The organism is Vibrio hepatarius, assembly GCF_001274785.1.
GTDB classification, from domain to species: domain Bacteria; phylum Pseudomonadota; class Gammaproteobacteria; order Enterobacterales; family Vibrionaceae; genus Vibrio; species Vibrio hepatarius.
Map to the genome: position 1 here is coordinate 485,499 of NZ_LHPI01000001.1, position 17,592 is coordinate 503,090.

At 46.4% G+C, this 17,592-nt stretch carries 16 protein-coding genes; 5 read left to right on the forward strand and 11 right to left on the reverse strand.

The window, feature by feature from the left end:
* Positions 1-20 precede the first annotated feature (20 nt).
* The 5 genes from yqfB to AKJ31_RS02190 form a co-directional block, all read right to left on the reverse strand.
* Positions 21-338, reverse strand: a complete 318-nt coding sequence (gene yqfB / locus AKJ31_RS02170; RefSeq protein WP_053407444.1) for a N(4)-acetylcytidine aminohydrolase — start codon at positions 336-338, stop codon at positions 21-23.
* Positions 338-1,534: a DEAD/DEAH box helicase gene (locus tag AKJ31_RS02175; protein ID WP_053407445.1), complete on the reverse strand. Its 1,197-nt coding sequence runs from the start codon at positions 1,532-1,534 to the stop codon at positions 338-340. Before AKJ31_RS02175 ends, yqfB begins: the two co-directional genes overlap by 1 nt.
* A 222-nt stretch (positions 1,535-1,756) precedes the next feature.
* Entirely contained in the window at positions 1,757-2,224 is a 468-nt protein-coding gene (locus tag AKJ31_RS02180) for a hypothetical protein (protein ID WP_053407446.1), read from the reverse strand.
* A 163-nt stretch (positions 2,225-2,387) separates the two neighbouring features.
* Positions 2,388-4,067: an RluA family pseudouridine synthase gene (locus AKJ31_RS02185; protein WP_053407447.1), complete on the reverse strand. Its 1,680-nt coding sequence runs from the start codon at positions 4,065-4,067 to the stop codon at positions 2,388-2,390.
* A 66-nt stretch (positions 4,068-4,133) separates the two neighbouring features.
* Positions 4,134-4,535: a hypothetical protein gene (locus AKJ31_RS02190; RefSeq protein ID WP_053407975.1), complete on the reverse strand. Its 402-nt coding sequence runs from the start codon at positions 4,533-4,535 to the stop codon at positions 4,134-4,136.
* A 148-nt stretch (positions 4,536-4,683) separates the two neighbouring features.
* Between AKJ31_RS02190 and AKJ31_RS02195 the strand changes: the two genes are divergently transcribed.
* Positions 4,684-5,553: a LysR family transcriptional regulator gene (locus AKJ31_RS02195; protein WP_053407448.1), complete on the forward strand. Its 870-nt coding sequence runs from the start codon at positions 4,684-4,686 to the stop codon at positions 5,551-5,553.
* Here AKJ31_RS02195 and AKJ31_RS02200 read toward each other — a convergent pair.
* From AKJ31_RS02200 to AKJ31_RS02210, 3 genes are all read right to left on the reverse strand, one after another.
* On the reverse strand, positions 5,550-6,326 hold the full coding sequence (locus AKJ31_RS02200) for a siderophore-interacting protein (RefSeq protein WP_211263034.1): 777 nt from the start codon (positions 6,324-6,326) through the stop codon (positions 5,550-5,552). The genes AKJ31_RS02195 and AKJ31_RS02200 overlap by 4 nt on opposite strands.
* A gap of 141 nt (positions 6,327-6,467) precedes the next feature.
* Positions 6,468-7,553, reverse strand: a complete 1,086-nt coding sequence (locus AKJ31_RS02205) for a glycerol dehydrogenase (RefSeq protein ID WP_053407450.1) — start codon at positions 7,551-7,553, stop codon at positions 6,468-6,470.
* A gap of 108 nt (positions 7,554-7,661) precedes the next feature.
* Positions 7,662-8,246: a LysE family translocator gene (locus AKJ31_RS02210; protein ID WP_053407451.1), complete on the reverse strand. Its 585-nt coding sequence runs from the start codon at positions 8,244-8,246 to the stop codon at positions 7,662-7,664.
* A 135-nt stretch (positions 8,247-8,381) separates the two neighbouring features.
* Between AKJ31_RS02210 and AKJ31_RS02215 the strand changes: the two genes are divergently transcribed.
* The 4 genes from AKJ31_RS02215 (at position 8,382) to AKJ31_RS02230 (ending at position 14,066) form a co-directional block, all read left to right on the forward strand.
* Positions 8,382-8,822, forward strand: coding sequence for an Lrp/AsnC family transcriptional regulator (locus AKJ31_RS02215; protein WP_053407452.1), 441 nt, complete (start codon positions 8,382-8,384; stop codon positions 8,820-8,822).
* A 171-nt stretch (positions 8,823-8,993) separates the two neighbouring features.
* Positions 8,994-10,622: a methyl-accepting chemotaxis protein gene (locus tag AKJ31_RS02220; RefSeq protein ID WP_053407453.1), complete on the forward strand. Its 1,629-nt coding sequence runs from the start codon at positions 8,994-8,996 to the stop codon at positions 10,620-10,622.
* Between the two features lie 309 nt (positions 10,623-10,931).
* Positions 10,932-12,560: a methyl-accepting chemotaxis protein gene (locus AKJ31_RS02225; RefSeq protein WP_053407454.1), complete on the forward strand. Its 1,629-nt coding sequence runs from the start codon at positions 10,932-10,934 to the stop codon at positions 12,558-12,560.
* Between the two features lie 462 nt (positions 12,561-13,022).
* Complete coding sequence (locus AKJ31_RS02230; RefSeq protein WP_053407455.1) at positions 13,023-14,066, forward strand: GMP reductase; 1,044 nt, start codon at positions 13,023-13,025, stop codon at positions 14,064-14,066.
* A 165-nt stretch (positions 14,067-14,231) separates the two neighbouring features.
* Here AKJ31_RS02230 and AKJ31_RS02235 read toward each other — a convergent pair whose 3' ends face one another.
* From AKJ31_RS02235 to manA, 3 genes are all read right to left on the reverse strand, one after another.
* Positions 14,232-15,635 carry a PTS fructose transporter subunit IIBC gene (locus AKJ31_RS02235; RefSeq protein WP_053407456.1) on the reverse strand — a complete coding sequence of 468 codons (1,404 nt, stop codon included), beginning with the start codon at positions 15,633-15,635 and terminating at the stop codon, positions 14,232-14,234.
* 11 nt (positions 15,636-15,646) lie between these two features.
* Positions 15,647-16,087 carry a PTS sugar transporter subunit IIA gene (locus AKJ31_RS02240; protein WP_053407457.1) on the reverse strand — a complete coding sequence of 147 codons (441 nt, stop codon included), beginning with the start codon at positions 16,085-16,087 and terminating at the stop codon, positions 15,647-15,649.
* Positions 16,088-16,318: 231 nt separating this feature from the next.
* Positions 16,319-17,536: a mannose-6-phosphate isomerase, class I gene (manA, locus tag AKJ31_RS02245; RefSeq protein WP_425425071.1), complete on the reverse strand. Its 1,218-nt coding sequence runs from the start codon at positions 17,534-17,536 to the stop codon at positions 16,319-16,321.
* Positions 17,537-17,592 lie beyond the last annotated feature (56 nt).

A 17,592-nucleotide genomic window follows, 5' to 3' on the forward strand; every position in this document is an offset into this window, starting at 1 on the left:
AAGGTAAGGCGGCTTTTCAATTAGACGAGTTCGTAACTGATGACAAATAAGGTGTCAGTATCCGGATAGATTTCGCGAATCAACTGCTTGAGCTTTGGTAGCTCAATGTATTCCTGCTCGGCGTGGAATTCGTTGATATCATCAAAGTGCAGCGGCTCTACCGAGAGGATTTTAACCTCGCACACCTTTTTGTCTGTCTCAAGGGTAAACACTTCGACAATGCTGCCCGGCACGTAATGCGATTCTGACTCATCACGGATGGTAATCGTCTTATTGCCCGACGCGACCAGTGGTGTCAGAAACTCAAAAAAGGTGATCTTAGTAGGTGCGCTAGACATTAACCTTCCTTCTGTTGACGCTTATGTTTAGGTACGTAATTTAAGATTGAAATAGGCACTGGCTTACGTGGCTCAAAACCTTCCACTTCGCGGCGCTCAATCAAATGACCTAAACGGCTTTCGATCATACATAGGTTTTTGAAGTTGTCTTTGGAGACAAACGAAATCGCTTCGCCTTGCGCGTCTGCACGGCCGGTTCGACCGATGCGGTGAACGTATTCATCTGCTGGGAAAGGCAAGTCGTAGTTAATCACTCGCTCTAGTCCTTCAATATCGATACCACGTGCACCCACGCCCGTTGCAATCATGTATTTGATTTTGCCCGCTTTGAAATCTTCCAGTAAGCGCTGACGAATCGCCTGGCTGCGACCGCTGTGGAACGCTTCTGCCTCGATACCGCGTTTTTCTAGCTGTTGAGCCAACTTAGCCGCGCCGTGTTTGGTCTCGATGAAGATCAATGCTTGGTTCCAATCATTCTCTTTGATTAAGTGGCTAAGTAGGGCGGATTTTTTGTCTTTATCGACGGTGATTAGCCACTGCTCGATGTTCTTCTTCGAAGCTTGGTTCGCTGCGATTGAGATTTCAAACGGGTCATGTACCGCGGTTTTCGCCAAGTCACGTACCTTGTTAGACAAGGTCGCCGAGAATAGTAGGTGTTGAATGTCGGTTGGCAAGCGGTCGAGAATCTTATTGATGTCTTCGATAAAGCCCATATCCAACATGCGGTCTGCTTCATCAAGCACCAGCATTTCCACTTCTTCAAAGTAAACCGCGCGCTTGCCGTACATGTCGAGCAGACGACCCGGCGTTGCAACCAAAATATCAACACCTTCAATCAGCGCTTGCTTTTGTGGTTGCTCATCGACACCACCATACATCGCAAGAGAAGTCAGGTTTAAGTGCTTACTGTAGTCACGAACCTTTTGCTCTACTTGCTCGGCCAGCTCACGTGTTGGCGTTAGGATCAGCGCGCGAATGCGCTTTTTACGCTGGGTTTCACCTTGTGCAAGCTTTTCCAGAATCGGCAGCACAAAACTTGCGGTTTTACCCGTACCTGTTTGAGCGGCGGCTAGCAGGTCTTCACCTTTTAAAATCGCGGGAATGGCTTTGGATTGGATGGTCGTTGGCTTGTCGTATCCAAGTTCGTGAATCGCATCTGTAATTGGCTGGCTTAAACCAAGTTTTGAAAAAGGCATGGTGGCACTCTGAATCTCTAATATGGGTAGGCTCTAAGCCTAGTTTGCTGGCGCAGAGTGTAGCACAAACTCGGAAAGGATAAGCAGATAAAAGCGGCGCGGTGCATTAAGTTAATTCGAGAACAAAGTTGTGTTGGAAAGGTTATCGACAGTCTAAAACGGTGGGGTAGGAAAGCTACGGTTGGGTTGCCCAGAGTAAGGCAACCCAATCGATTTGGACTGTTAGTTAGAAGAACACTCTTGCTGAGACTTGCCAGACTTCAGACACTCTTTTAGTTGCATCGCTTGCTCTTTATTGCCTTTTGCTTTGCCCTTTGCTTCTTCCGCTTTTTTCATGCCTTTATCGCGTTTGTCTTCAGCGTGTTTCTTCGCCTTTTCTTGGTGCTTACGTGCAGCTTTTTCTGCGTCTTTTTGATTCTTACGAGCTTCTTTGCTCGCTTCACGGAAAGTCTCTTCTTGCTCTTTCTGTTGTTCAAGCAGCCATTGTTGGTCGTCTTTCTTCATTTCACGTCCAAGTTCGGCTTGTTGCTTTTTGAACTCTTGAGCCAGTTCATCTTTGTTCTTTGCTTCCGCTTGTTGAATGCCATCAACAAACTTAGCTGCTTCAAGTTGTTTTTCTTCATTCGCGTTTGCGTAAGTTGCAAGTGCGCCCAGTGTGCAGATAAGCGAAGTAGTTAGTAGCTTGTTCATGATTTCTCCTAAATATAATTGTTATTGAGTTATTTATTATAAGTCTTGGGTGTGACTGACAAACAAGTCAAAGCTCCGCTCTCAGTCTACTCGCTGAGAGCGGAAAAATTGAGATGTGCTAGCAGGTGATTGACTGAAGATCTCAGTATCAATAAAGATTGGTTTAAAAATCCGCCTCGACCTGAAACTGCATCGGCTCTTTGCTGTATGGGTGTTCAAGTTCAAGTCTTTCCGCATGTAAGTGCAAGCGGTTGGCTTTATCACCATACAGACCATCGCCCACCATTGGCATGTTCAGCCCTAAATGGTGTGCGCAATGAACACGAAGCTGGTGGGTGCGTCCGGTTTTCGGGTAGAGATAGAGCTTTGAACGACCGTCTTTTACTTCGATCAACTCCCAGTGTGTCTCTGCTGGTTTACCGTGTTCAAAGCAAACCAACTGGCGTGGGCGATCGTCTGGATCGCCGCGCATCGGTAAGGTGATGTCACCGCATTGTGCATCCAATGTGCCTTCAATCAAGGCGACGTAACGCTTTTGTACGCTGCGAGAGATAAATTGCTTTTGCAGGCTCTTATTGGCGCGTTTTGTCAGGGCAAACACCAATAAACCCGATGTCGCCATATCGAGGCGATGTATGACAAATGGTCCTTCTACATCTGGGTATCTTTCTTGTAACCGAGTGTAGGCAGAGTCTTTGATGGTTTTACCGGGAACCGAAAGCAGTCCTGAAGGCTTGTTGACGATGACCATCGCTTCATCTTCGAACAAGATCTCCAGTTCTTTGTCTAACGCCCAACTCTCCGCTAGCGGATTGTCATCCACTCGCATGCCATCAAGCATGTGGCTAAGAATCGGCTGGCACTTGCTGTTACACGATGGATAGAACTGCTTATGTTGGCGAACTTCAGACTTAGGTGACACGCCCCACCAGAACTCAGCCAGCGCCAACGGGGTATAGCCATGTTTAAAAGCGAAATGAAGCAGCTTTGGTGCCGCACATTCACCCGCTCCGGCTGGTGGAACAGGATTGGTGGTGTCTGAGAAAATGGTTTTCAGCGACTTCTGCTCGCCGTTGATGTTAAGAAAACGGTATTGTTCAAACAGTTTGTTTTGCAGGGCGTTAGATAGTTGCTTGCGCTGTTCTTTAAGTGCGTCCAGTTCACTGGTTAACTGATTTAACTCTGCTTGTACCTCAGCAATTTTGGCGTCCCATTCAAGTTTTAAGTACTTGAGTACGTTCTTTTCTGCCACGCTTTCTTTGCCAAGCTGATCGAGCAGGGAGTGCAACTCTGCTTCTGACAGTTGTTGCTCTGCTTGCTTACGCTTTGCTTTGCGCGCCGCACGGCCTTGAATCATCACCTTACGCTGCGTTTGTTCTGCATGATCATAGTCAGTTTGGTACTGGTTTAACGTCTGTTTAAGCTGCAGTAGTTTTGGATTGGCTTTACGTTGCGTGACTTGCTCGTTGATAGCGGTGATCTGCGCAAGATCGCTACGAAAGAAACTCTCTTCCGCAAGCATGTCGAATACCGGCGGAACAAAGCCTGCCAGTAAGTTTTGATCGGCAATCTTGCCAGAAAACGCACTAAAGTAACCCAGCTCTCCACCTGGGGATTGCACCAGTAGTACACCAAACATTTTGCCAGTGCCTTGTGGGTTACCGTCGACACCGAAATCGTGCTTCCATTCGGTTTGTGTCTCTAAATGCTGTTGTAACTGCTCAGCGGCCACCACACATAAAGGGTGCGGTTGGTAATAAAACGGATAGGTGAACTTATCAGGTAGTGAATAATGACTGATATCCGAGTTAAAGCGGGTGAACAAGTTTTCAGGTTGGTGCATGGTTTTTCACTACAGGTAAAGTCACAGGGGCGTGATTTTACCTGTTTGTGTTGGGAATGCTAGAGGTTAGCGGATGTAACCGATGTTTGCGCTGATCAACCAGTGCTCAACGCTACCGTTCGGCTTTTCGACCCATAGATCGTTATCAAAGTGTTTTACGCGGCCTTGAATGCTCAGTGTCAGTTTGTTGTCTTCAACGTTAGTGACTTTGATAAATGGGTCGGAGCTAATCAAAAACGGCTCTGTACCTTCTACGCTCTGATTTGTTGCGACAATAAAGTAGTGATTCAACTTACCGTCTTTAGGTTCAGTGGATATCGCTTTATAGCCGACCAAAGTGTATTGGTCATTGAGCGGCTGATTGATGATTTCACTGCCAAGACGAACGTGAGTAGGGATGAAAACATACGCCAGCAGTGCAGCGACCAACACTAACAGCAGGATTAAAGTAGTTTTTATTTTAGACATAAGGATCAAGCGAGCTAACAAATTGAGCCGAGATTTTACCATGATTCACTGCGCAGAAAGCCAGTTTTGTTGGTGAAATCGCTCCTTTTGTTATTACGAATATGCAAAAATACCTCGGTTAACAACCAGCATTATTAGAGATTGGGTAATGGCAAATTGGGAAGGGGTCAGTGAATTTGTTGCTGTGGCGGAGCTGCATTCATTTACTGCTGCGGCAAAGAAACTAGACACATCGGTTGCTCAAATCAGTCGCAGGGTGGCGATGCTAGAAGAGCGTTTGGCAGTAAAGCTGTTTAATCGCACCACACGAAAAGTCACGTTAACCGAAGCCGGACAGCTCTATTTCACGCAGTGTAAACACTTGGTAGAAGGGCTTGAGCTGGCTGAACTGGCTGTCACGCAAATGCAATCAACACCCAAAGGGTTATTGCGTGTGACCGCTCCAGTGACTTACGGAGAGCAGCGTATCGCCCCTTTATTGCACCAGTTTTTGGAACGTCATCCGCAGCTAGATCTTGATTTGATGCTCACCAACCAAAAATTGGATTTGATCGAGCTGGGTGTGGATGTGGCGATTCGTCTCGGGCGATTGAAAGACTCAAGCCTAGTGGCGAAAAAGCTCTCGAGCCGTCAGCTCTATGTTTGCGCCAGCCCTAAATACTTAGAACACTACGGTGAACCACATACCTTATCTGAACTCGCGAGCCATCAGTGCTTGGTGGGCTCTGTCGATTATTGGCGTTTCAACGTGGGTAAGCGCGAAAAATCGCTGCGCGTTCATGGCCGTATTCATTGTAACTCTGGCTTAGCATTGTTAGATGCGGCCAAGCGAGGTCTTGGGCTTGCCCAATTGCCGGACTACTATGTGCAAGAGTCACTCGATAGCGGAGAGTTGATGGAGGTGTTAAGCGATTATCGCGATGAACGCGAAGGTATTTGGGCGTTGTATCCGCAGAACAGAAATATGTCGCCCAAAGTGCGTTTGCTTATCGACTTTTTAGCCGAGAATTTAGATTAAGCGGTGTGTTGCTTGGCATCCTGCTGCTTGATGACTTTGTGACCATCTTCAGTGACGCCTTGTTTCCAATAACTGCTGATGTAGATGTTTTCGCGCTCTACTTGTTTGTTATTGCGTAAGTACTGGCGCAGTGTACGCATCGCATCAAATTCGCACGCGCACCAAACACTGGCTTCGCCCGCTAGCCAAGGTAGTGTTTTGACCGTCTCAGCTAAGTCAGCGTTTGCAAAAATCCAGTGTACCGTGACGCCTTTCGGGGCGTTAAGCGGCTGTATGTCGGCTTCACTTGCCACTTTGATAACGGCGTAACCGGTCGCGTTTTCAGGTAACTTTTGAATCTTTGCTGAAAGTGCTGGTAGGGCGGTCATATCAGCAATCAGCAAGAACCAATCTGCTTCTACGTTCATGTCTTGAATTGTGCCAGGGCCAACGATATTAATGATATCGCCGACTTGTGCAGACATTGCCCAACGCGCAGCAAATCCACAGCTTAAATCGTTGGTCGTATGACGGACAAAATCCACTTCAATCTGGCGTTTTTGCGGTGAAAAACGGCGAATGGTGTAAGTGCGCATCACAGGACGGTCTTGCTCTGATAGCTCAGAAAGTTCGGTGTCACCCGATGGGCTGAAAAGCAGTTTGATGTAGCTGCCTTCGCACTCAGGTGGGAAAGCAGCAAGTTCGTCGCCTTCTAAAACGATGCGTTGCATATTTGGAGTAACTGTTTGTGTTGAGGCGACGGTGACTTGTTTAGGCGCTGGTTTTTTCATTATTATTGCACTCGATAATTATTCGTATTTACAACTTAGATTATCAGCTACAATCCAGATGAAAAAGCGTCTTTAACTTTATTTACGTTTAGCGTTGATGTTTGTAATGAATACCAGCTAAGGCAATGCTTAGCTGGTGATTGGTTATCGTAGACCAAGTTGATGGGCTGCCAAGATAGCCGCATACACGTTGTCCGCACTCACAGAGAAAGGCATGTTGTGAATAGTTTCCCCTTCAACAGAAGCACTTTGTGCTACTTCGTGAAGCTTATCGTGATCGATTTGCTCTACACCCATTGCAAACAGGTTGGTAGGTAGGCCAACAGAATCGCAAAATGCCAATACCGTGTTAATTTCATCCAGTGGTGCGTTTTCCAGAACTAACTGTACTAGAGTGCCAAATGCGACTTTTTCACCGTGGTATAAATGGTGGCAATCTTCCAACTTGGTCAGGCCATTGTGTATCGCATGAGCGGCCGCAAGCCCGCTACTTTCAAAACCGATACCACTCAGGTAAGTATTGGCTTCAATGATATTCTCTACTGCTTTTGTGCACACGCCTTGCTCCACTGCCACTTTGGCTTTAAAGCCGTCCGATAGTAGCGTTTCATAACAAAGCTTAGCCAATGCCTGAGCTGAACGAGTTGGCGCGCCTCCAGCCATAGTCGCGTTGCCAGATGTGCTATTCGCGCGAGCTTCGAAATATGTCGCGAGTGCATCTCCCATGCCCGCAACAAGTAACCTTACTGGGGCTCGGGCGATGATAGCCGTGTCCATTAGCACCATGTCAGGGTTTTTAGGCAAGGGTAGGTAAGCTTCAAACTCGCCAGTAGGGGTATAAATCACCGCTAAGGCGCTACATGGCGCGTCACTCGAAGCAATAGTTGGAACAATGACGACAGGGAGCTTGGCGTAATGGGCAACGGCTTTCGCAGTATCCAGCGTTTTCCCGCCACCAATACCAACCACAACGTTACTAAGCTTTGATTCGCAAACTTTTATTAGCCGATCGATCTCATTTTGAGAGCATTCGCCTTTAAATAGCTCCATCGTAAATTGAAGCGCTTCTGCTTCAAAGCTTCGAGATACCGATTTCCCAACAAGTTTGGTAACGAACTCGTCTGCGATCACTAAAGGGTTATTGCCGTAGATTTTAGCGTAGGCTGCGAGTGAGTCTAAGCTGTTTTCGCCCTGCACATATTTGCTTGGGCTGCTGATAATCTTATCCATGATGCTTAAGCCTTACTTAGATAAATTTAGCCAATCCAAATTTATCTAGTAATTATAACCATTGTTTTTGTGTGGTTAAGTGATCGCTAACGGTTTCATGCTTACGAATTAGATCATTGGTAGAGTCGAGGCGATTAGCAGTACTGCCATACTAATGTTGAATGCTCTTACGCGAGTTTGCGAGGTTAACCATTTCTGCAATTGTTGGCCCGCAATGACCCAAAAGCTGCATGAAGGTAGGTTGGTCAGCATAAACATTGCTGCAATCAAAGAGAGTTCTTGCCAGCTGCCGTTACTGCTGTAGATAGCGACAGAGCTGAGTGCCATTGACCAGCCTTTAGGGTTCACCCACTGAAACGAAGCTGCGCCAAGAAACGTCATTGGCTTGTAGTCATCATCCGACTCGGCTTTGCCAGACAGCGCTATCTTAAACGCAAGGTAGCCAAGGTACGCCAAGCTTAGCCATTTTAGAATATCGTGTGTCATCGGGTAACTATTGAACACCCCGATTAAACCCAAGCCGACCAACAGCACCATAAATCCAAAACCAAATGTAATGCCGAGCATGTGCGGCAGTGTGCGATTAAATCCGACGTTGGCGCCAGACGTCATCAACATTAAGTTGTTTGGTCCGGGGGTAAAGGTCGAGACAAACGCAAATAGAGCAAGTGCGCTTAGCTGCTGAAATTCCATACTTCTCTCCTGAAGTTCGATAATGCGAATAATAAAAAGTTTGTCTGACCGGTCATGTTCATAATAAGTAGATTCACACACAATTATGTGCTTTTATTCGAATGAACAAGGTTATTTTTGCAACAAGGGTGCGTGATGGATAGGTTTGACGAAAGAATATTGCATGAACTAAAAACAGACGGCAGGATCTCCAATGTTGAGTTGGCTGAAAGGATTGGTCTGTCTGCCTCGGCGACGTTAAGACGGGTTCAAGAGCTCGAGAAAAAAGGCGTGATCAAAGGTTATCGTGCGATGCTCAACAGCGTTGAGTTGGGAATCGGATTTATTGCTTACGTTTCAATAGGCTTGTCGAGCCACAGCAAGCAAGCACAGAAAGCGTTTGAAGAGCACGTGCGTTATGTCAATGAAGTGGTCGAATGCCACAACATCACAGGAGCGAACGAATACCTGCTCCGGGTCGAAACCAAAGACTTACCGAGCTACAAAAAATTCCATGCGGACGTGCTAGGAGAATGTGTCCACGTGCAATCGATCACCACCATGGTTGTGATGGATTCGCCGAAAGATGAACGATAAAACGCTGAGTATGTAGGAACTTTCTCGTGTTGTTGAGAGAAGGTTCACTTTCAGCCCAGCTTACTACCGGTGTCAAAGTGGGCAGTGGGAGGATGCTGTTAAAGTTTAATGCGTAATTAGTTACGGCTATGTAGTCCTTTGATATCTAATAATTATATTGTGAGCCATATTATGCGTTTATTCTTAAATAACTTATCGGTGAAGGTTCAGGTACTTTTACCTGTCTTCTTTATGGCGGTTTCCCTTGCGATTGCTCTCTGGTTTACTTATGACCAGCTTCAACATGAACAAGAGAGAGCTGCAGAACACACAGATGCTTACATTACTTTTCAAGATGCCGTTGCAGGTATTGATGACAGAATTTATCCATTGCGCATAAGTGCGGTGTACGCGATTTACGATGCAGATCGCCGAGGTGCGCTGCTTGAGGAACTCGACAGCAGTAAAGCTCAAATCGAGCAATATCTAGAAATCATGCAACGTGAACAAGCTTTTAAGCAAGAAGCGGATGTTGCTGCGAAAGCAACTGCAAACTACATCGCTTTCTCACGTCAGGCTGTAGAGGTTTTCTCGCGCAGAGAACAAGGGTTGATTACTAACTCTGAATATGAACTGTTCTCTGAGAAATACAGACAACTTGGTGAAGAAATGGTTGAGTCTATTAACCTGTTGTCTAACTCTGTTAACCGATACGTGATGCAATCGACTAAGAGCAGTGAAGAACAAAGCGATTACGCGTTGGAAATTGCTGCGATTACTGTGGCCTCTGTTTTTGCCATCTCTTTGATCGTTGCGATTGCGCTTTCGAGAGTGATCGTCAACCCAATTACCGCGCTGCAACAGGTAATGCGTAAATTGGCGCAGGGTGATTTATCCGCTTCTGCAAACATCGAAGGCAAAAATGAGATTGCCCAGTTAGGACAAGATGTCAACCAAACTGCCGCACAGCTTCGCGCTACGGTACAGCAATTGATTGGTATCAGCGAAGAAGTCGCGTCAGCCTCAACCGAACTAGCCGCAGTGATGACGCAAGCCCAAGCAAACTCGCAGCAAGAACTGGCAGAGATCGAACAGGTCGCCTCGGCCGTTAATGAGCTGTCGAGCACGGCAGAAAACGTCAGTGGCAATGCTCAAGTGGCAGATACCACGGCGCGTGACGCTGACCAATTGGCGCAGTCTGGTTTGGCGGTATTTGCTGAAAGCTCTCAAGCTAGCGAACAAATGAACCAAGCATTAAATGATGCGGCGGAAGTGGTTCTGACGCTGAAAACACAATCAGAGCAGATCAACGATGTTATCGAAGTGATTCGCGGTGTATCTGAGCAAACTAACTTGTTAGCGCTTAACGCAGCAATTGAAGCCGCGCGAGCAGGGGAATCTGGACGTGGTTTTGCGGTCGTCGCGGACGAAGTACGTTTGCTCGCGGCGCGTACTCAAGAATCGACTGGTGAAATCCAAACCATCATCGAAGAGCTACAAAAGCAATCTGGATTGGCGAACGACAGCATGCAAGTTAGCTTAGAGATGCTGACAAAAACCAATGAACTGAGTGCTCGTGCGAATGATGCGTTAAAAGGTATTACCGAGTCAGTAGTCAATATCAATGACGCCAATACTCAAGTCGCGACGGCCGCAGAGCAGCAGTCGCAAGTAACGCAAGACATTAACCGCAACGTGGTAAATATGTCGGAGTTGGTCAACCAAAACGTAACGGGCATTTGCCAGAGTGCCAGTGCCAGTGAAGAACTCTCTGAATTGGCAGAAAAGCAGAAAGAACAGTTGGCGTTTTTTAAACTCTAACCCCTAGTTAATAATTGGCACGAAGGCAGCTCAAATCAGAGCTGCCTTTTTTGTTCCCGTTAAACAACTTGATAACAGTTGATGAATTGTTCATCGATGTCCGTGCAATAAGTCATCAATGAACGCGCATGGTTGTATATTGTTGTAAGAAAAGTCAAATTCCGCTTTATACGTGACTTAGATCACGTATTATTGTCCGCGGTCAAAGCAGTTACCGATTTGGTACCGTTAAAATCTGCTGCTTTAAAAGCACGCTATTCTGCGTGCGATAATAATTTCAATGCCATTCAGAATTTTTGAGCTAGTTATATGCAATTTTCTTTAAAGAACTTATCGATAAAGACGCAGGTGCTTCTACCTGTATTTTTCATTGCTTTCGCCCTCGCTATCGCCCTCTGGTTTACCAATAATCAGCTCGAGCATGAGCAGCAGCAAGTCACTGAACATACCAATGCGTTTGTTACCTACAAAGACACATTGGCAAAGATAGACGATCAGGTTTATCCACTACGCATTAGTGCGGTATACGCAATCTATGATGCGAATCGTCGTGATACGCTGCTTAACGAACTGGAGAAGAGCGCAGTTCAGATCAACAAAGATCTTGATGTGATGCAGCAACAAAAAGCGTTTCGTAATGAAGCCAAAGCGGCACGCGTCGCGATCGATAACTACATCAACTACTCTCGCCAATCGGTCGATGTGTTTACGCGCAAGGATGAGGGCAGTATCTCTGCTGCGGAGTACAACCGCTTTATCAGCGAATACAAAACCTACGGTGAAGAAATGGTTGAGTCGATTAACCAACTTTCTGTAGCTGCAAACGAATTCGCGGCTTATCAAATGGATCTAAGCGCAGAGCAGAACCGAAATGTACTAAACATGGCGAAAGTGCTGGTGGCCGCAGTATTGGTGTTCTCTCTGGTTGTGGCTTGGGTTCTTGCCAACGTCATTGTGAGCCCAATTGCGAGCCTGCAAGACGTAATGCGTAAACTGGCGCGAGGCGACTTGTCTGCTACAGCGAACATTGATGGTAAAAACGAGATTGCTCAGTTAGGTCAAGATGTTAATCAAACCGCTCAGCAACTACGTACAACCGTTCACCACCTGATTGGTATCAGTGAAGAAGTGGCATCGGCATCTACTGAGCTGGCGGCTGTGATGAACCAAGCGCAAGCAAACGCTCAACAAGAGTTGGCGGAAATCGAACAGGTTGCGTCTGCTGTGAATGAGCTGTCTAGTACTGCTGATAATGTAAGTGATAACGCGCAGCTGGCTGACTCCACGGCTCGTGAAGCGGACCAGCTAGCCAAATCGGGCTTGGATGTATTCAGCGAGAGCAATCAAGCAAGCTTACAGATGAGCCAAGCGCTAAATGATGCGGCACACGTGGTACAAACGTTGAAAGTTCAATCTGAGCAGATCAGCGACGTTGTAGAAGTGATTCGCGGTGTATCTGAGCAAACTAACTTGTTAGCGCTTAACGCGGCGATTGAAGCGGCGCGTGCAGGTGAATCTGGTCGTGGTTTTGCGGTCGTTGCGGACGAAGTTCGTCTACTGGCGGCACGCACACAAGAGTCTACGGTTGAGATTCAAACCATCATTGAAGAGCTGCAAAAGCAATCTGGTTTGGCGAATGACAGCATGCAAATCAGCTTGGATATGTTGTCTAAAACCAACGAGCTGACTGCTCAGGCTAACGATGCATTAACCGGAATCACTGAGTCCGTCGTCAACATCAATGACGCCAACACTCAAGTCGCCACCGCGGCGGAGCAGCAATCGCAAGTGACTCAAGACATCAACCGCAACGTGGTCAATATGTCTGAGTTGGTGAACCAAAATGTGGCGGGTATCTGTCAAAGTGCAAGCGCAAGTGAAGAGCTATCTAAGCTAGCCGAGAAGCAAAAAGCGCAGCTCGCGTTCTTCTCGCTTTAGTTCTAAACGCACCGATATTCATTAAGCAGCCTCAATGGCTGCTTTTTTTCGCACAAAATCAAAAATAAATGTATTTTTTACAATGCGAAAACTGACGAAAAGTCTTGGTTTTGTGAGCGAAAGCTGCTGTTCCGCGATAGAAAGTATCAATAGTGACCAAGAGAGAAACGAAAAGGTTTGCGCAACCGTTTTTCTTAAGGTGGTTTAAGTGACTGTTTTTGTGTGAGAAAGTGAAATAAACGCTGCGAGGATAGGGACTTAGGTATGCAACTTAACCGAACTGTATCACAATAATTTTGAAATTATCAGTCTTGCTAGAAATAAATCGCGACCTATAATGCTGAAAACCGGAGCGTCTGCCAACGCTCCGGTTTTTTTGTGTCCGAAACTCAGTAAAGCGTCTGCCAACGCTTACCGAAAACGCACCGACACTCCGACTTTAAGAGAAAGGAACTGTAATCAATGCGTATCGAACAAGAACTTAAGTTAGGTTTTAAAGATGTACTATTTCGCCCAAAGCGATCAACGCTTAAAAGCCGCTCTCAAGTTGAATTAACCCGCGAGTTTACCTTCAAGCATAGTGGTCGTCAATGGTCTGGAACGCCTGTTATTGCTGCGAATATGGACTCAGTGGGTAGTTTCGAAATGGCAAAAGCGCTGTCTGAACATGGTGTCATGACAGCGGTTCACAAACACTACACTGTTGAAGACTGGGCAGAGTTTGTAAAAGGCGCGGATGCGTCTGTTCTAAACAATGTCATGGTTTCTACTGGCACATCGGATGCCGACTTCAAGAAAACTCAAGACATTATGGCGATGTCAGATGAGCTGATTTTCATCTGTATAGACATCGCCAATGGTTACTCTGAGCATTTGGTTGAGTACGTTGAGCGCGTGCGAGCAGCATTCCCAGACAAAGTGATCTCTGCCGGTAACGTTGTCACAGGTGATATGTGTGAAGAGCTCATCCTAGCGGGTGCAGACATAGTCAAAGTAGGTATTGGCCCAGGCTCAGTATGCACCACACGCGTTAAAACTGGCGTTGGTTATCCGCAACTGTCTGCAATCATCGAATGTGGCGACGCAGCACATGGACTTGGCGGTATGATCATCGGTGACGGCGGCTGTACTTGTGCTGGTGACGTGTCTAAAGCCTTCGGCGGTGGCGCTGATTTCGTCATGCTCGGCGGTATGTTAGCAGGTCACGAAGAATCGGGCGGTGAGCAAGTCGAGAAAGACGGCAAAACGTACATGAAGTTCTACGGTATGTCTTCACAGTCAGCCATGGACAAGCACTCAGGTGGTGTGGCTAAGTACCGCGCAGCAGAGGGTAAAACCGTACTATTGCCATTTCGCGGCTCCGTTCACGGCACTATTTCTGACATCCTTGGTGGTGTACGCTCAACCTGTACCTATGTAGGCGCAGCAAAGCTTAAAGAGTTAACTAAACGTACGACTTTCATCCGTGTACAAGAGCAAGAGAACAACGTGTTTGGTAGAGAGTAATCTGACGATTATTCGGAAAACTCGATTTATAAAGAGCCGCGATTTAGCGGCTTTTTTTGCATCTAAGGTAATGTCGCAAAGGAAATTAAAACACCTTAACTAAGCGTTAAAGCATCGAAAAAAAAGAGCCCTGGGGGAGGGCTCTTTGGGGTAGGAGTTTAAGGTTTAAGCTTGAATCAGAGTTGTGGCGTTGCGCATCGCTTCTTTGGTTGAACACTCGACAATGTTGGCGTTGGTAAAGCGGTGGGCATCTTTCACTTGGATGTCGTGAGCCAAGATAACCAGCTTGGCGTTGGCGACATCTAGGTCTGTGATGCGATTCTGGATGCCGTTTTGTCCTTGAGTTTCTACTTTGATTTTGATGCCAGCTGCTGCGCCTGCTTTCTCTAGCGCTTTTGCCGCCATAAAGGTGTGCGCTACGCCAGATGGGCAACAAGTGACAGCGACGATGTCGTATTCGCCTTCGCCAGCAACTGGAGCCGCTTGAGCTTGTGCAGGTTCCGCTTGTTCCATTTCTGCTTCAGGATCCTCTTCTACAACTGGTTTCCAGAAGCCGACAATCAGTGCGGTTGTTAAAGAGCCTAATGCGATACCAACGACGTACATTGGGATGTTGCTCGATACTGGCGCTGTAATTAAACCGCCCCAAGGTGCGTGCAGCAGAACGTTGGTTAGGAAGCCGAACACACAGCCAACGATACCGCCAGCAACGATTGAAGGTAAAACGCGTACAGGATCGTTTGCGGCAAATGGGATTGCGCCTTCAGAGATACCGATAGAGCCCATGATTGCGGCTGCTTTACCTGCTTCTTGCTCTTGTTTAGTGAACTTCTTCTTGAATAGGAAAGTTGCAAGTGCCATACCCAAAGGCGGCGTACAGATAGCGATACCCACACCACCCATTAGCCATGGCTGAGTATCAACCTGAGTTTGAGCGAACAACGTAGCGACTTTGTTGATTGGACCGCCCATATCGAACGCAGTCATACCACCAAGAATCGTACCTAGCACCACTTTAGAAGCACCAGCCATCGAAGCAAGGAATTCGTTCATTGATGCCATGAAGATCTTGATTGGCTCACCGATACCCCACAACACAATGCCGGCAGAGATAATCGTACCGACAAGAGGGTAGATAAAGTAGGCGCCCAGCGCAGTCATGTTGGCAGAAAGAGGGATCTTCTTAAGTTGGAATACCACACCACCAGCGATGAAGCCCGCTACGATACAGCCGAGGAAACCACCGCCCATATCTGCCATGATGCCAGAAGAGATCATCGCAGGTGCGAGTGCTGGTTTGTCCGCAATCGAGTAGCCGATAAAGCCGCCCAGAATAATTGGGAACAACACCAAACCTTTGATACCGATGTTTGAAATATCAGCCAATATGCCATCTGCAGGGACCGCACCTTTACCTGATGCCATCACCGCCAATGCCAGTAATACGCCACCAGCAACAATAAATGGCAACATGTGTGAAGTACCAAATAAAAGGTGACCTTTCATGGTACTGAGTAGTTTTTTGAAATCACTACCGTTATTAGTAGTTTGAGCTGTTAGGGTACTCATAATTTCACGCCTTATGAATTAATTAGAATATTAAGTATTTGGTTTTCGTCTTTTGCGTTATGGATATCTTCAATAAACTCTTCATTAAATTTTCCGAATAGTTCTTGAAGAACATAAATATGGTGATCAGCCCCGTTATCGGGTGAAGCAATCATAAAAAACAGAGTTGGTTTGATGCCGTCTTCGTCGCCGTAATCGATGCCTTCACGCTTTACTCCTACTGCGATTGCCGGCTCCGTAACCGCTTGGCTTTTCGAGTGTGGGTAAGCGATGCCATCCATGGAAGTGACACTCAAAGCTTCACGCGTTTCAATGTCGGTTAAGAAAGCTTCTTTGCTGTTGATTCGGTTGTTATCGAATAACATTTGTGCCAATTCTTCGAAGAGTTCTTTCTTACTGGTAGCTTGAATATTGTTATTGATTAGTTTGGTAGTTATTAATTCATTAATCATGTTTAGGTTTATTATCTATGAAGTAATAAACCCAATGTAATTAATGAAGTGACTTGGCGAAATAGTAAAAAAAATACAATAACTATACTTTTGTATCACCAATAGTTAAGTGTGATTTAGCTCTCCAAGATATAACAATAAAATTAGGGAGATGAATATAAAAAAGCCAATAACCTTGGTTATTGGCTGAATAGTAAGACGCAAAATGTGCTGGAAGTTTGCGGTGTGCTGTTAGCAGTAGGCGCGAGCGACTCTGCCTTGACTGCGAATCGTGTATTGTTGCGTGTAAGCAGGGATGAAAACAGATTGTCCTTTCTCTATTACGCAGATTTCACCGTTTGCGTGTGTCACCACTAACGCAGAATCTAATGGCAACAATATTTCAGCACTGTGTGCATCTAAAGAGAGATCGTTAGCGCTCGGAATTATGGCAAACTTGAAATCGTCGACCGGGATTGGGTACTCGAGCACGCCGTTATTTTCAATAGGCGCTAACAATAGATGATCAAACGGTTTCTCACTGAAACGAGTACACGCAACAAGCTCTTTAACGTCAATGTATTTTGGCGTCAGACCAGCGCGCAGAACGTTGTCTGAGTTTGCCATGATCTCAAGTCCGGTCCCTTTTAAGTAGGCGTGTGGTGTTTCTGCATCCAAAAACATCGCTTGCCCTGGCTGAAGGGTGATTACGTTGAGGATTAATGGCGCAAACAAACCAATGTCTCCTGGGTACTGCGTCTCAAGTTCTAAGATCAGGTCGAACAACGGCATATCGATAATGCGAGCCTGCGCCAATAGCAAGGTCAACGCCATCTCTTTTTGTTCACCTTCTAGTGAAAGTAATCCAGAGAAGAAGCTCGCTAAACCAGTTGGTGTTTGCTCGGCGATAAGATCGTCGACCAAGTCTTGCAGTTCTAGAATCGCAAGCTCTGAGAAGAAGTTAATGATTTCGCTGATTGGACGAAAGCCATTCATCGCTTTGTATTCCGTTAAGGCGTAAACGAGCTCTGGCTTGTGGTTGGGATCTTTATAGTTACGATTTGCAGCCGATAATGGGATACCTTGTTGTTCTTCCGCCACGAAACCCAGTTCTGCCTGTTGCTTGTTGGGGTGAACCTGAATCGAAAGCGCTTTTTCCGCTGCTAACACTTTGAAAAGGTATGGAAGTTCGCCAAAGCGAGTGGCGACTTCTTTACTTAAAAAAGCATTCATATCGTTGGCAATCAAGGTGGAAAGCTTAGTTTCCTCGCCGTTAGACAAGACCGTTGAGCAACCATTTGGGTGTGCGCCCATCCAAAGTTCAGCTTGAGGTTCGCCTGTTGGGTTATCAATACCAAACAGTTGATTGATAGAAGTTGTGCTGCCCCAAGCGTAGTTTTGAATCGTATTGTTCATCACAAAGAACATCGGATGAGCCGTTGTGGTGTGGGGCGTTTGTGTCTCGAACATCGTTAAGTCAGACATAGAGTGTCACCATAGGAGGTAATCATGGCTTGGATATTGTC

Coding starts and splice junctions, on each gene's coding strand:
- yqfB (WP_053407444.1), bottom strand. CDS start 338: ATGTCTAGCGCACCTACTAAGATCACCTTTTTTGAGTTTCTGACACCA.
- AKJ31_RS02175 (WP_053407445.1), bottom strand. CDS start 1,534: ATGCCTTTTTCAAAACTTGGTTTAAGCCAGCCAATTACAGATGCGATT.
- AKJ31_RS02180 (WP_053407446.1), bottom strand. CDS start 2,224: ATGAACAAGCTACTAACTACTTCGCTTATCTGCACACTGGGCGCACTT.
- AKJ31_RS02185 (WP_053407447.1), bottom strand. CDS start 4,067: ATGCACCAACCTGAAAACTTGTTCACCCGCTTTAACTCGGATATCAGT.
- AKJ31_RS02190 (WP_053407975.1), bottom strand. CDS start 4,535: ATGTCTAAAATAAAAACTACTTTAATCCTGCTGTTAGTGTTGGTCGCT.
- AKJ31_RS02195 (WP_053407448.1), top strand. CDS start 4,684: ATGGCAAATTGGGAAGGGGTCAGTGAATTTGTTGCTGTGGCGGAGCTG.
- AKJ31_RS02205 (WP_053407450.1), bottom strand. CDS start 7,553: ATGGATAAGATTATCAGCAGCCCAAGCAAATATGTGCAGGGCGAAAAC.
- AKJ31_RS02210 (WP_053407451.1), bottom strand. CDS start 8,246: ATGGAATTTCAGCAGCTAAGCGCACTTGCTCTATTTGCGTTTGTCTCG.
- AKJ31_RS02215 (WP_053407452.1), top strand. CDS start 8,382: ATGGATAGGTTTGACGAAAGAATATTGCATGAACTAAAAACAGACGGC.
- AKJ31_RS02220 (WP_053407453.1), top strand. CDS start 8,994: ATGCGTTTATTCTTAAATAACTTATCGGTGAAGGTTCAGGTACTTTTA.
- AKJ31_RS02225 (WP_053407454.1), top strand. CDS start 10,932: ATGCAATTTTCTTTAAAGAACTTATCGATAAAGACGCAGGTGCTTCTA.
- AKJ31_RS02230 (WP_053407455.1), top strand. CDS start 13,023: ATGCGTATCGAACAAGAACTTAAGTTAGGTTTTAAAGATGTACTATTT.
- AKJ31_RS02235 (WP_053407456.1), bottom strand. CDS start 15,635: ATGAGTACCCTAACAGCTCAAACTACTAATAACGGTAGTGATTTCAAA.
- AKJ31_RS02240 (WP_053407457.1), bottom strand. CDS start 16,087: ATGATTAATGAATTAATAACTACCAAACTAATCAATAACAATATTCAA.
- manA (WP_425425071.1), bottom strand. CDS start 17,536: ATGTTCGAGACACAAACGCCCCACACCACAACGGCTCATCCGATGTTC.